Origin of the sequence: Brevundimonas sp. ZS04 (assembly GCF_001956865.1) — a bacterium.
GTDB lineage: Bacteria > Pseudomonadota > Alphaproteobacteria > Caulobacterales > Caulobacteraceae > Brevundimonas > Brevundimonas diminuta.
Window position 1 is genome coordinate 197,974 of the sequence record NZ_MTHE01000006.1, and the last position, 13,383, is coordinate 211,356.

The following is a 13,383-nucleotide window of genomic DNA, read 5'->3' on the forward strand; positions in this document are numbered from 1 at the left end:
GCGGACAGGAAGAGCGCTCCGGTCCCCTCGATCCTCGGATCAAGTCCGAGGATGACGGCGGAGGGGGCCGACTAAGCCGCCCTTCCTTCGTTAGTGGCGGTGGGCGACCGATCAGTACAAGATCTTCCGCAAGCTGATGCGGAACGTGCGGCCCAGCGGGTCGAGGTAGTCGGGCTGATAGGACAGCGGCGTCTCGCCAAGGCCGTCGCGGACCTTTAGGCGCTGGTCGAAGATGTTCTCGACGCCGACGCTGACGCGGGCGCCCTTCAGCCACGGGTAGCGCGACACCAGGCTCTCCCTCGACGACAGGTCGGCGAACAGGTTCAGGTTCACCGTCGTCAGGTCCGAGAAGCTCAGGTCGTCGTCCGGCGACGAGCCGCCGTTGATCCGCGTGGACTCTTTCCAGTTGGCGTTCAGGAAGCCGCCCATGCCGCTCTTGAAGGCGCCCATCTGCAGCTGGACTTCATTGCGGGACTGGCCGCCGCGCGCGCCGATGGCGGCGCCGTCCAGCAGGTCGAGCACCGGCAGGCCGTCGCGGATCGTGATCTCATCCTGGATGCGATAGGTGTGGTAGAGCGAGATGTTGAAGCGCCCCTGGCCAGGCATCATGCCGCCGCCCCGACCGCGTCCGCCGCCAGACTGCATCCGCATTCCGCCGCCAGAGGGCGCGCCGCCCGCGCTGTGACCTCCCGGAGGCGGGCCGCCCTGGACGCGCATGACGGTCGGCGCGCCGCCGCCCGGTCCGCGCTGGCCGCCGCTGCGCGCGTTCATGCGGGCCATAGCCGCCGGGTCCGGCTTGCCGAAGGCGGTCGAGAAGTTGAGGCCCCAGCGGATTTCCTGCTGCTCGGCCTTCTGGAAGTTCAGCGGCCGGGCGTCGATCGACACCAGATTGCCGTCCAGGTCGCGCGTGAAGCGCTCGGGTAGTGCGGCTTCCAGTTCAGGCGTGATGGTCGGGAAGGAGGCGATGGAGCCTTCCGTCTCGGTCCGGGTGTAGTTGGCCGTGAAACGCAGATCCTTGTCCTTCAGCGGGGTCAGGTTGACGCCGAACTTCAGGACGCGCTTGGTCTCCTCGGACAGGTTGGGGTTGCCGCCCTCGATGCGGACGATGTTGACCGACTGGCCGGTGGCGAAGTCATAGACCGGCACGTTCGGGGTCGACAGCGTCGGGTCGTTCAGTTGCGACATCGACGGGGCCTTCTGTTCGTCTGCCCAACTGGCGGTGAAGTTGACCGGCTCCCACGGCGACCAGTTCAGCCCGACCGTATAGGCCGACAGGCCGCCGAAATCGGACAGGTCTTCATAGGCCAGGTTCAGATTGGCCGACAGGTCGCCCAATGCGCCCAGCACCTCGCGGTCGCGGCTGGCGATGGGCAGGTTGAAGTTGCCCGAGGCGCTGGTCCGATCGCGCGACAGGGAGCGTTCGGAGAAGACGCTGGCCTGCTGTTCCTCGGAGAAGCGCAGGGTCTCTGAGTCCAGCGACTGGCTGTCGAAGCCGACCTTGAAGGTCGAGGTCAGCGATCCGGCCGGGCCTTCCCAGGCCGTGCCGTTGATGACGCCCTCGAGGCTGGACTTGCTGGAAATGGAGCGCGCCGTGTCGAACGGATTGGTCGGCAGCTGGCCCAGATCGCCGAACGGGTCGATGGTTCCCGCCGTCACGCCCGCCTGCAGGGCGTCGTCGTTGAGGCCGCGGCCGGTGCGGGTCTTGGTCTCGGTTCGGTCGTAGCCGCCGTTCACCGTCCAGCGCCAGTCGCCCAGATAGCCGTCGACCAGGAAGCCCAACTGGCCTGACAGGGTGTCCGTCTGCCGTCCCAGCGCGCCGGGCGCGTCGACATAGCGGTGCAGCAGCACGTCGCTGGCGAAGGGCGAATAGGGGCTGGCCGAGGGCAGGGCCAGGCTGAGGCCCGGCAGGCCCAGGTAGGAGAAGCTGGATGTATCCTCCAGTTCGCCGCTGAGCGTCATCGACATGGTCTGGTTCAGGTCGCGCACCAGGGAGCCGGAGATGGAGCTGTTCTCGCGCTTGGGCGACAAGGTGCGATAGGCGGTCAGGTCGTCGGTGCGCGGCCCGACGCCGAAGTCGGACAGGCTGGCGCCGCCCGCCGCGCCCGCCCCGACCGAGGCGGTCGTCACGCTCTGGCCCAGCAGGGCCGACAGGGCGGGGTCGATCTCGCCGCCGCCGGGCGCGGTGACATTGCCCATCAGGTCGTAGGGAACGCCGTCGCGGGTGATGTTGCGCTCGGTCTCGAACAGGGGGGTGTCGCGTTCGTATTCCAGGTCCAGCGTCCAGCGCTGCTTGCCCGAGATGCGCAGGATGTTGCTTTCCAGGTCGGTCATTGTGCGGCCGCCCTGGTCGGGACGACGCGCGCTGGCCTGCATGGTGACGGAGCGGAAGTCGGCCTTCAGCACGAAGTTCACGACCCGCTGATCGGCGCTGTAGCCGTAGGACAGGGCGGTTTCCTCGGGCAGGATCTCGGTGCGCTCGATCGCCTCGGGCGGGATGCCGCGAATTTCGCGAAAGCCTGAGATGCGCCGTCCGTTGACCAGGAAAACCGGCGAGCCGCCGCGCGAGCTGCGCGTCACCGGCTCCAGCAGGGTCATCAGTTCCTCAATGCTGCTGGCGCCGTAGGCCTTGATCTGCTCCTCGTCGAGGGTCAGTTCGGGCTCATAGTCGCCCAGGGCCGCGCCGCGTCGGGCCGTGGTGACGGTCTCCAGCGTGCCCAGGTCATAGGCGCCGTCGTCCAACTCTTCCTGCGGGACCGGGGTCGCCGTCTGGGCTGGCGTGGACTGCGGCGGGGCGGCGGGCGCCGCCGTGTCGGCAGGGGACAGGGAGGCGAGGGCGAACAGCAAGGCGACTGGCGACATGTCGAGTCCTAAAGGCAACCGGAAAACAGGCACGCTCGCGACCGACGCCCTGTCTCGTCGATCGCATCGACTCGATTAAAGAACGATGTGCGCCGAAAGGGGGCGCAATCGCTCTCCTGGATTAAACTCCTGTAATGCGGGGCTTAGTCCTGTTCGAACCGACAGGACTCCAACGGACGAAGGGGCGGAATCCGTCGGATCCCGCCCCTCGTTTTTTGCAACGGCGAAGAAACCTAGACCATTTTCGGTTCAGTCGGATCGACTGAACCCAGAACAATGGTCCAGAATTATCTGGAGCGAATATCTGAGTTTAGTTGGACATGCGTCCAACTAAACCGATTTCGCTCTAGAAGCGGGCGCGCACGCCCACCGTCAGGTTGCGCCCGCGCAGGGGCGCCGTCTCGGCCAGGAAGGAGGCGTGGTTGAAAGCCGTCTCGTCCAGCAGATTGGTCCCGCGCAGGAAGATCTGCGAGCGCACCGGCCCCAGATCGACGTCATAGGCCACGGTGGCGTTGACCATGTCGTAGCCGGGCGTCTCGGTCTCGAAGGCGGCGATGTCGGTCTGTTTGAAGGTGCGGCTGTACTCCACATCGCCGGACCACGGTCCCTGGAAGGCGGCCAGGCGCACGCCCGCCCGCGCCGCCGGGATGCGAGGCAGGTTCCCGCCGTCGCCCTTCAGCTCGCCCTGGACGTAATCGCCGAACACCGTGCCCGACAGCCACGGGGTGAACTGTTGCGTCAGTTCGCCCTCGATGCCGGTGAAGGCGGCGTCGGCCTGGCTATAACGGATCAGGCGGAAGTCCTCATGCTGATCCAGGGTCCGGGCGAAGATGTAGTCGTCATAGACGTAATGATAGGCGCTGACCGAGCCGGTCAGGGCGCCTTCGGTCTTGCGCAGGGTCAGCTCGATCGAATTGGCCGTCTCGACGTCCAGGCTGGAGTCGCCGATCTCATAGGTGTTGGTCGCCAGGTGAACGCCGTCGGCATACAGCTCCTGGGCCGAGGGGGCGCGTTGCGAACGCGACAGCGACACGGCGCCGGACCAGCCGGGGGTGAAGTGCCACACCGCCGCGCCCGAGATGGAGAAAGGCTTGTGCTCGACGTCGGGCAGGCCGACGGCCGAGGCCTCCTGCCATTCCTGGCGCAGGGCGCCTTCCAGGTGCCACAAGCCGATTTCGTATTCCTCCATCACGAACAGGCCGGTGTTCTTGGTCGTGCTGGGCGCCAGGAAGCTTTCCTCGCCGATGGCGGCGAAGTCGCTCTTGCTCAGTTGCAGGCCGACTACGCCGCGGAAGCCGGCGATCTCGCGGTGCTGGGCCTCGATGCGGCCGTCGTAGCCCTTGTTGGTGAAGGTGGTCGAGACGACGCCTTCTTCAAGCTCGCTGTGCTCATAGTCGGTGTAACCGGCGCGCAGACGCACGTTCTCGATGCCCGGCAGCGGGTCGCGCAGTTCGCCGCGCAGGTCGACGCGACGGCTCTTCAGACGGACCTCGGGGGCGGCGTGGTCGTGGTCGCCCTCATGCTCGTGCCCGTGATCGTCGTCGCCGTGGCCATGATCGTCGTCGTGGCCGTGACCGCCGCAATGCAGATGGTCGCCGTGCGGGTGGCAGTCTTCATATTCATGGCTGTGACCGGCCAGGCCGTAGCGGCTGGTCTGTTCCGTATAGGCCGCGCCCAGATAGCCGCGCGACCCGATCCAGGAGGCGCCCAGCGTCGCCGTCGAGGTTTCGTTGTAGGAGCCGTCCAGACGCGGCTCGTCCCAGCCGGGAACCTTGTAGTCGTCCGACTTGCGCGCGGCCGCCTCGACGCGAACGGCGAAGTTTCCGGCGCCGACCGTCAGGCCGACCACGCCGGCTTCCTCGTCATCAACCGAGCCGCGACGGTATTCGGCCACGCCCTCGCCGCCGTTCGCCGGAACGCGGGTCGGGATCTTCTTGTCCAGCAGGTTGACCGCGCCGCCGATGGCGCCGCCGCCGTAGAGCAGGGCCGCCGGGCCGCGCAGGATCTCGACGCCTTCCAGCAGCAGGGGCTCGCCGCTGACCGCGTGGTCGGGCGAAACTTCGGAGGCGTCCATCAGGCCGGCGCCCTCGCTCAGCACCTTGACGCGAGGCGAGGTCTGGCCGCGCACCACCGGGCGGCTGGCGCCGCCGCCGAAGGTGTCGGAGTTGACGCCGGGGATGCTGTTCAGGGTGTCGCCCAGGGTCGACTGACGCCGGTGGACCAGGTCGTCGCCGCTCAGCAGGGCGACGTGCGAGCCGACGTCGTCGCCCGCGCGGCCCAGGGGCAGGGCGCGCACCACGACCTCGTCCACCTCATAGGCCTCGGCGGCGCGGGGGGCGTGATCATGCGGGTCGCCCTGCGACTGACGCTGTAAGACGTCTTCGGCGAAAGCGGGCGCAGCTACGCCCAGGCTGGTCAGCGCCGCCGCCCCCGCGGCGGTCAGCAGGAAGGTCCGAAATCGCATGTCACGCATCCCCGTTACAATGATGGGAGGCTTGATATGTTATAGTATATCGTTACGCAACCGCTCCCTGACGATTTGCCGGGGCGGAGCCTTCACAAGCCCTCGACGTTGCAGCAGGGTCGCCGCAGCAAGGGGGCCGCCATGACCAGATCCGCCACGTTCCAGACCATCGCCCTGACCGCCGGATTGGGGCTGCTGGCCGCCGGATGTTCTCGGGAGAAGCCGGCCGAGCCGACCGCGCCGATCGAGCCGCCGACGGACCAGAGCGCAGCCGCCGTCGGCTATGCCTGCGAAAGCGGCAAGACGGTCGTCGTCGCCTATCCCGACGCCCAGACTGCTCGTCTGTCCTACGAAGGAAAGGACTACGCCCTGACCAACGTCGTTGCGGCCAGCGGCGCCCGGTACGCGGGGCAGGGGCTGGAGTGGCATACGGCCAGCCGGGGCGAACTGGAGAGCGGCGTGCTGAGCCGCATCGGCCAGACCGGGGGGCCGGGGGATCAGGCGGGCGGCGCCATCATCGAGCGCTGCAGCCGACCGGTCGCCGCCGTGGCGCCGCCGCCGTCGGGCGCGCCGTGCGCCGCCGAGAACCTGCGCCTGGCGGTGGAGGGCGGCGACGCGGGCATGGGTCATCGTCTCACCACCCTGGCGCTGCGGAACACCGGGCCTGACGCCTGCACCATGACGGGCTATCCGTCCGTCAGCCTGCTGGACGGCGAAGGAAAGCTGATGACGGGCGTTCGCGCGGTTCAGGCGCCGGGGAGCTATCTCGCCCAGGGCCGCGCGCCGACGCCGGTGGAAATCCGCCCGCAGCAGGCCGCCTGGTTTGTTCTGGCCTGGACCGTCATTCCGCACGAAGACAAGGGCGAGACGACCTGTCCTTCGGCCAAGACGGTGCGCGTGACCGCGCCGGGCGCGGCGACGGCGATCGCCCTGCCGCTGGCCTTTACCCCCTGCGGCGGGCAGGTTGAGGTCAGCCCCCTGCGGCCCGTCGCCGACGCCTCGGCTCAAACTGTTTCAGAGCTCGCAGACTAGGGGTTCAAACCTGCCCGAATTCAGCGTAGCGGAGCAAACATGACCCAAGATACGAACCAGGCTTTCTACGACCGTGTTTCCGCCGAACTGGCTGGCATCGACGCCCAGGGGCTGACCAAGCCCGAGCGCGTCATCGCCTCGCGTCAGGGGCCGGTGATCTCCGTCAACGGCCGCGACGTGCTGAACTTCTGCGCCAACAACTATCTGGGGCTGGCGGGCGACGAGCGCGTCACCCAGGCCGGGATCAAGGCGCAGGAAAAATGGGGGGCGGGGACGGCCTCGGTCCGCTTCATCTGCGGCACGCTGGAGATCCACAAGGAACTGGAACGCGCCATCGCCGACTATCTCGGCTTTGAGGACGCCATCCTGTTCGCCGCCGCCTTCGACGCCAACGGCGGCATCTTCGAGCCGCTGTTCGGGGCCGAGGACGCCATCGTCTCGGACAGCCTGAACCACGCCTCGATCATCGACGGCGTGCGCCTGTCGAAGGCCCAGCGTTACCGCTTCGCCAACTCGGACATCGCCGATCTGGAGGCCAAGCTGAAGGAGGCGCGCGCCGGCGGGGCCCGCAACATCATCATCGCCACCGACGGCGCCTTCTCGATGGACGGCTACATCGGCAAGATCGACCAGATCCGCGCCCTGGCTGACCAGTATCAGGCCCTAATCATGGTCGACGACTGCCATGCGACCGGCTTCCTGGGCGACAAGGGCAAGGGCTCGTTTGCGCATTGCGGCGTCGAGGTCGACTTCGTCACCGGCACCTTCGGCAAGGCGCTGGGCGGCGCCATGGGCGGCTTCATCTGCGCCCGGTCGAGCGTGGTGGAACTGCTGAAGCAGCGGGCGCGGCCCTATCTGTTCTCCAACGCCCTGGCGCCCGCCGTCTGCGGCTCGTCGCTGGAGGCCATCCGCATCGCCGCTGGGGATGAGGGCGACAAGTTGCGCGCCCAGCTGTTCGCCAACGCGGCGCGGTTCCGTTCAGCCATGGCCGAGGCGGGCTTCGACCTGCTGCCGGGCGAGCATCCGATCATTCCGGTCATGCTGGGCGACGCCAAGCTGGCGCAGGACATGGCGGCGCGCCTGCTGGAGCTGGGCGTCTACGTCATCGGGTTCAGCTTCCCCGTGGTGCCGCGCGGCCAGGCCCGCATCCGCACCCAGATGTCTGCGGCCCACACCTTCGAACAGATCGACGCCGCCGTCGCCGCCTTCACCCAGGCGGGCAAGGAACTGGGCGTCATCAAATAGGCGTTCGCCTGTATCGTCATGGCCGGACGACCGGCCGTGACGGAATTAAATAAGCGTTTTGAGGAAACGACATGGCTGACATGATGAAGGCCCTGGCCAAGACGAAACCGGCCGAGGGGCTGGAGCTGATCGACGCCCCCATTCCCGTCGCGGGCGACGAGGACGTGCTGATCCGCGTCCACCGCACCGCTGTCTGCGGCACCGACATCCACATCTGGAACTGGGACGAGTGGTCCCAGAAGAACGTGCCCGTGCCCATGATCACCGGCCACGAGTTCGCCGGCGAGATCGTCGCCATCGGCAAGGACGTGGATCGCCGCCTCAAGGTCGGCCAGCGCGTCTCGGCCGAGGGGCATGTCATCGACCTGAACTCCGAAGCGGCCCGCGCCGGTCACTTCCACCTGGACCCGGACACGCGCGGCATCGGCGTGAACCGCCAGGGCGCCTTCGCCGAATATGTGGTGGCCCCGGCCTTCAACGTTATCGAACTGCCGGACGACGTGCCCTATGAGATCGGTTCGATCCTGGACCCGTTCGGCAACGCCGTGCACACGGCGCAGCAGTTCGATCTGTTGGGCGAGGACGTGCTGGTCACGGGCGCCGGTCCCATCGGCATGATGGCCGCGGCCGTGGCGCGCCATGCGGGCGCTCGCACCGTGGTCCTGACCGATATCAACGACTTCCGTCTGGAACTTGCGCAAAAGGTTGCGCCGGGCGTGCGCACCGTGAACACCACCAAGGAAGACCTGCGCGACGTCATGCACGAGCTGGGCCTGAAGGTCGGCTTCGATGTGGCGCTGGAGATGTCGGGGTCGCCCGTCGCCTTCAAGCAGTGCGTCGACACTCTGATCATGGGCGGCGGCATGGCCCTTCTGGGCATTCCGTCCAAGCCGATGGAGACGGACTGGGGCGCGATCATCCTGAAGGCCCTGACCATCAAGGGCGTCTATGGGCGTGAGATGTTCACCACCTGGCGCAAGATGCTGGGCCTGCTGAAGGCCGGTCTGGACCTGACGCCGCTGATCACCCACCAGATGCGGTATCAGGACTTCGAGGCGGGCTTCGAGGCCATGAAGTCGGGCAAGTCGGGCAAGGTCGTCCTGAACTGGGCCGATTGATCGCAATCTGAAGCGAGGCCAAGGCCCCCTGTCCGCAAGGCAGGGGGCCTTTTTCGTATCAGAGCGCTGGGGATGCGGGCTTGACCCCGCGCTCGCCGCGAGAGACGAGCGGGCATGAATTATCGTCACAGCTTTCACGCCGGAAACTTCGCCGATCTGGTCAAGCACGCCCTGGTGCTGTGGTTGTTGAAGGAGCGGCAGGCGCGAACCGGCGCCTTGGGCCCGGTCGCCGTGCTGGACACCCATGCGGGGGCGGGCCTCTACGACCTGTCGGGCGACGCCGTCCGCTCGCGCGAGGCCGAGGCCGGGGTGGCGCGGCTGATGACCGCCGAGGCGCGGCCGCCGCTGATCGAGGCCCTGGCGGCGGAAGTCGCGGCGCTGAACCCGCAGGGCGGGGTGCGGTTCTATCCTGGCTCGCCGGTGCTGACGGCGCGGGCCTTGCGGCCTGAGGATTCCTATCGCGGCTTCGAGCTGAATCCGCCGGTCGAGGCCCTGTTGCGCGAGGCGTTGGCGGCCTGGCCCAACGCTGTGGGGCAGGCGGGCGACGGCTATGAGGAGGCGGTGCGTGCGGCGCGGGGGCTGAAGGCGCCGCTGGCGCTGATCGATCCGCCGTTCGAGCGGCCCGACGACTATGTCCGCTCGGCCGAAACGGCGGCGGCGGTGTTGCGCGCCGATCCGACGGCCTGCGTGGCGATCTGGACGCCGCTGAAGGATCTGGAGACCTTTGACGGCTTCATCCGGCGGCTGGAGCAGGCGGGGCTGTCGCGGGTGCTGGTGGCCGAGGCGCGGCTGCGTCCGCTGAACAATCCGATGAAGATGAACGGCTGCGCCATGACGGTGGTCAACGCCCCCTCGGGCGCAGAGGCGGCGGCGGCTGAAATCTGCGGCTGGACGGTTCAGGCGCTGGGCGACGCGGGCGGTCGGGCCGAGGTCTGGCGCGCGGGCTAGGGCTGGATGACCTCGCCCGGCTCATAGAGGTGCGGCTCGAAGGTCGCGATGGCCAGGATCGGCCCCATGGCCGCGACGATCCGAGGATGGCGGGTCATGGCCTTCCAGGCGTCGGCGTCGGCCCAGACGGCGTGATTGGCCGCCACGCGACCGTTCAATCCGCGATGCAGGGTGGCCGAGACGAAGCCGGGCAGGGCGGTCTGAATACGCACCAGATCCGCCAGACGCTCCATCAGTTCGTCCTGATGGGGCGCATTGCACTTGAAGACATTGATCAGGACGACCAGGTCTTCAAGCGGCGCATCGGCCTGGGCGTCGGCGGAAGAAGGCATGGGCGGTTCGTCTCATTGCTTTGTTCTTTCTTCTACCGCAATCCGGCCGCTGAGGCTTCCTTCACTCCCGTCGATCAAGTGGATTTCATGACCGCCATCGCCATCCTCGAAACCGGTCGCCCGCCTGCCCATTTGGCCGAGGCGTTCGGCGACTACACCGCCCAGTTCCGCGCCATGCTGGGCGAGGGCGCGACCACCCATCGCTTCGACGTTCAGGCGGGCGAACTCCCCGAGGATCCGTCGGCCTTCGTCGGGACGATCGTCACCGGATCGGCGGCGGGCGTCTATGAAGACCTGCCTTGGATCGAGCCGCTGTCCGCCTGGCTGCGCGAGGCGCGAGGCAAGACGCGGTTGGTGGGCGTGTGCTTCGGCCACCAGATCCTGGCTCACGCCTTTGGCGGCCGGGTCGAGAAGTCCGACAAGGGGTGGGGCGTCGGCCTGCACCGCTATGACGTGCTGAGCGATGAGGCCTGGATGACGCCGACGGCGGCGACCATCGCCATTCCGGTGTCGCACCAGGATCAGGTCGTGGCCGCGCCCGCCGATGCGCGGGTGCTGATCTCCAGCGCGTTCACGCCCTATGCCGGGCTGGCCTGGGGGCAGGACGCCATCAGCTTCCAGTGCCACCCTGAGTTCGATCCGGCCTTCGCCGCGCGCCTGACCGAGGGGCGGCGGGGACGCATCGACGACGCCCTGGTCGATCAGGCCCACGCCACCCTGGCCGAGCCGAACGACCGCGCCGTCCTGGCCGACTGGATTCGCGCCTATCTGGGCGTGTCAGCCTGAAGGGCGGTCATGGCGTGGCGCGTGTCGTCGAACGGCGCTAAGTCTTAGGCAACTTTCGCAGGACTAGGGTCGCGAGGATGTCTTCCATACGCCTCAAGACCTTTGTTCGCGCGCCCTTGATGGCGGTCGCCCTGATGGCGGCCGCCGCGCCCGCCACGGCCAAGGCGGTGCAGAGCGCCGAACTGGCGCGTGCGGTCGAACAGCGCGCCTCCCGTACGGATTTCGCGGCGCTGGAAGCTTTCGGCCTGGCGGCGATGAAACGCCGTGACCGCGAGGGGCTGAACCGGCTGTATCATGTCGCCTGGACGGTTTTGAACCAGGGCGATTTCGAGCGAGCGGCTATTTGGAACAAGCGCCTGGAGACGCAGGCGCGCGCCCAGAACGACCAGCGCTACCTGGCCATTGCGCGACTGAACGCACTGACCATCCGCTATGACCAGGGCGACCTGTCGGTAGAAGAGGAGATGGCGCGCACGGCCCGGACCTCGCGCGATTGGTTCGTCATGGCCCATGCGGCCCGCTTGAGCGCCCTGGCCTTGATGGATCAGGACCGGGTAGGCGAAGGCCTGCGCCTGCTGACGACGGTCGAGGCGGAGATTCCGGCTCACGACCCCTATGCCGCCACCGCTCGCGCCGGCGTGTGGGAAATGACGGGCATGGGCTTGATGAAGCTCAGCGACGTGGCGGGCGCCGCCGCCGCCTTTCGTCGTTTTGAGATCGACGATTCCAACCCCGATTACCCGCGCCCTGATTTCGACAGCCTCTATAATCTGGCGCGCATGGCGATTCAGGTCGGGGATTTGCCGAACGCAGAACTCTATTACGCGGCGCACCACCGCTTAAGCCAGCGCGCCAATCTGGAAAGCCTCAGCGCCTATGACGCCGCTCTATGCGCAGCCGTGGCCGATGCACGACGGGATTCGCGCGGGGTGCTGGACTGTCTGGCTCCGCACGAAGCCCTGATAGACGGCAAGGCCTTTCTGGCGCTGGACATTCTGCCGGCGCGCGGCGTGGCGCGGGCGCGGCTGGGCGATCTGGCGGGCGCGCGTCGCGATCTGGAGCGCCTGCGCGACCTGGCGCCGGAAGGGGCGGTCGATCCGACCGAGCGCCTGCTTGAGGCTGAACTCCTCTTCGGCTCAGGCCGGCCGCGCGAGGGGTTCGAGATCTTGCGCGAGTATCAGCGTGAGCGCGACCTGCACCTGTCCCGCCGCTTCAGCGCGGGCATCCATCAGGTGACGGGCGACATGCAGCAGCAACTGGCCGAGCGGCGTCGTCAGCTCGAGACCGCACGCGCCAACACCCAGCTGCAGCAGGCGGTGATCCGGGGTCAGAACTGGATTCTGGCCATCAGCCTGGTTTTCGTCCTGTCGGTGCTGCTGGTGCTGCTGTGGCAGAGGCGACAGTCGCGGCGTCTGAAGAAGGCGCAGCTTCACGCCGAGGCGGCGAACCGCGCCAAGAGCGAGTTTCTGGCCAATATGAGCCATGAGATCCGCACGCCCCTGAACGGGGTGGTGGCCATGGCCGAGGTTCTGACGACGCGTGATCTGCCGGAGCGGGATCGTGAACTGGTCGACATCATCCGTTCGTCGGGGGTCACTCTGGAGCGGCTGCTGTCGGACATTCTGGACGTCGCCCGCATCGAGTCGGGCCAAGTGGCGATCGACCCGGCGCCCTTTGACCTGGAGCAGGTGACGCGCGATGTGGTCGCCCTGTGGGCGCCGCTGGCTCTGGGCAAGGGCGTCGAGCTGCGGCTGGACTATGATCCGACCTTGCCCCGTCGAGTCATCGGTGATGCTGTGCGGCTGCGTCAGGTGCTGACCAATCTCATCAGCAATGCGTTGAAATTCACCCAGGAAGGCGCGGTGACGCTGGAGGCCGTGCAGGGCGAAGGGGAACGCGTGCGCTTCACGGTCACGGATACGGGCATCGGCTTCGACGCCGAGTTCAAGTCGCGCATCTTTCATCGCTTCCAGCAGGAGGACGGCTCGATCACCCGTCAGTTCGGCGGCAGCGGCCTGGGGCTGGCCATTTCGGATGATCTGGTGCGGCTGATGGGCGGCGAGTTGGACTGCGAGTCTCCGCCGCAGGGCGGCGCGCGCTTCTGGTTCGATCTGCCGTTGCCGCCGGTCGAGGGCGCAGAGGATGAGTTTGAAGCGGCTCCAGTTCCGCCTGCCGCTCTGCCGCGTGCGGATCGCTCAGGCGCGCCGCGCGTGCTGCTGGCGGACGACCACCCGGCCAACCGCAAGGTGGTCGAGGTCATGCTCGAGCCTCTGGGGGTCGCGCTGACGACGGTGGAGGACGGAGCTCAAGCCCTGGCCGCCTTCCGCGAGGGAGGCTTCGACCTGGTGCTGATGGACATGCAGATGCCGGTCATGGACGGCCTGACCGCGACGGCTGAGATGCGCGCTCACGAACGCCGCACGGGCGCCGAGCCGACGCCGATCCTGATGCTGACCGCGAACGCCATGAGCGAACATGTCGAGGCCAGCCGTCGCGCGGGCGCCGACGGCCATCTGACCAAGCCGCTCAGCGTGGCGGGCCTGACCAGGGCCGTTGCAGAGGCCCTGGACCGGGCGAACGATCAGGTTTCGGCTTGAGC

General features: G+C 67.7%; 9 protein-coding genes. 6 read left to right on the plus strand and 3 right to left on the minus strand.

The features are described from left to right. Positions 1-111: 111 nt before the first annotated feature. A complete protein-coding gene (locus tag BJP32_RS10185; RefSeq protein ID WP_076223911.1) occupies positions 112-2,859 on the minus strand; it encodes a TonB-dependent receptor in 2,748 nt (915 codons plus the stop codon). A gap of 346 nt (positions 2,860-3,205) precedes the next feature. After that, a complete protein-coding gene (locus BJP32_RS10190; RefSeq protein WP_233126805.1) occupies positions 3,206-5,323 on the minus strand; it encodes a TonB-dependent receptor domain-containing protein in 2,118 nt (705 codons plus the stop codon). A gap of 141 nt (positions 5,324-5,464) precedes the next feature. Here BJP32_RS10190 and BJP32_RS10195 point away from each other — a divergent pair, with 141 nt between their 5' ends. The 4 genes from BJP32_RS10195 to rlmJ all read left to right on the plus strand — a co-directional run bounded on the left by BJP32_RS10195 (position 5,465) and on the right by rlmJ (position 9,666). After that, positions 5,465-6,355: a DUF4232 domain-containing protein gene (locus BJP32_RS10195; protein ID WP_076223914.1), complete on the plus strand. Its 891-nt coding sequence runs from the start codon at positions 5,465-5,467 to the stop codon at positions 6,353-6,355. Between the two features lie 39 nt (positions 6,356-6,394). Then, the gene (locus BJP32_RS10200; protein ID WP_076223916.1) at positions 6,395-7,600 is read left to right on the plus strand and encodes a glycine C-acetyltransferase; all 1,206 of its coding nucleotides are present in this window, start codon (positions 6,395-6,397) and stop codon (positions 7,598-7,600) included. An 83-nt stretch (positions 7,601-7,683) separates the two neighbouring features. Then, a complete protein-coding gene (gene tdh / locus BJP32_RS10205; RefSeq protein WP_198935282.1) occupies positions 7,684-8,718 on the plus strand; it encodes an L-threonine 3-dehydrogenase in 1,035 nt (344 codons plus the stop codon). Between the two features lie 114 nt (positions 8,719-8,832). Continuing rightward, positions 8,833-9,666, plus strand: a complete 834-nt coding sequence (gene rlmJ / locus BJP32_RS10210; protein WP_076223920.1) for a 23S rRNA (adenine(2030)-N(6))-methyltransferase RlmJ — start codon at positions 8,833-8,835, stop codon at positions 9,664-9,666. On the opposite strand, the gene BJP32_RS10215 is transcribed toward rlmJ, so the two are convergent. Beyond that, on the minus strand, positions 9,663-9,998 hold the full coding sequence (locus tag BJP32_RS10215; protein WP_076223922.1) for an antibiotic biosynthesis monooxygenase: 336 nt from the start codon (positions 9,996-9,998) through the stop codon (positions 9,663-9,665). The genes rlmJ and BJP32_RS10215 overlap by 4 nt on opposite strands. A gap of 87 nt (positions 9,999-10,085) precedes the next feature. On the opposite strand from BJP32_RS10215, the gene BJP32_RS10220 reads away from it, so the two are divergent. After that, the gene (locus BJP32_RS10220; RefSeq protein ID WP_076223946.1) at positions 10,086-10,784 is read left to right on the plus strand and encodes a GMP synthase; all 699 of its coding nucleotides are present in this window, start codon (positions 10,086-10,088) and stop codon (positions 10,782-10,784) included. A gap of 77 nt (positions 10,785-10,861) precedes the next feature. Then, positions 10,862-13,381 carry an ATP-binding protein gene (locus BJP32_RS10225; protein ID WP_076223924.1) on the plus strand — a complete coding sequence of 840 codons (2,520 nt, stop codon included), beginning with the start codon at positions 10,862-10,864 and terminating at the stop codon, positions 13,379-13,381. Positions 13,382-13,383: the final 2 nt, after the last annotated feature.

Coding starts and splice junctions, on each gene's coding strand:
- BJP32_RS10185 (WP_076223911.1), bottom strand. CDS start 2,859: ATGTCGCCAGTCGCCTTGCTGTTCGCCCTCGCCTCCCTGTCCCCTGCC.
- BJP32_RS10190 (WP_233126805.1), bottom strand. CDS start 5,323: ATGCGATTTCGGACCTTCCTGCTGACCGCCGCGGGGGCGGCGGCGCTG.
- BJP32_RS10195 (WP_076223914.1), top strand. CDS start 5,465: ATGACCAGATCCGCCACGTTCCAGACCATCGCCCTGACCGCCGGATTG.
- BJP32_RS10200 (WP_076223916.1), top strand. CDS start 6,395: ATGACCCAAGATACGAACCAGGCTTTCTACGACCGTGTTTCCGCCGAA.
- tdh (WP_198935282.1), top strand. CDS start 7,684: ATGAAGGCCCTGGCCAAGACGAAACCGGCCGAGGGGCTGGAGCTGATC.
- rlmJ (WP_076223920.1), top strand. CDS start 8,833: ATGAATTATCGTCACAGCTTTCACGCCGGAAACTTCGCCGATCTGGTC.
- BJP32_RS10215 (WP_076223922.1), bottom strand. CDS start 9,998: ATGCCTTCTTCCGCCGACGCCCAGGCCGATGCGCCGCTTGAAGACCTG.
- BJP32_RS10220 (WP_076223946.1), top strand. CDS start 10,086: ATGACCGCCATCGCCATCCTCGAAACCGGTCGCCCGCCTGCCCATTTG.
- BJP32_RS10225 (WP_076223924.1), top strand. CDS start 10,862: ATGTCTTCCATACGCCTCAAGACCTTTGTTCGCGCGCCCTTGATGGCG.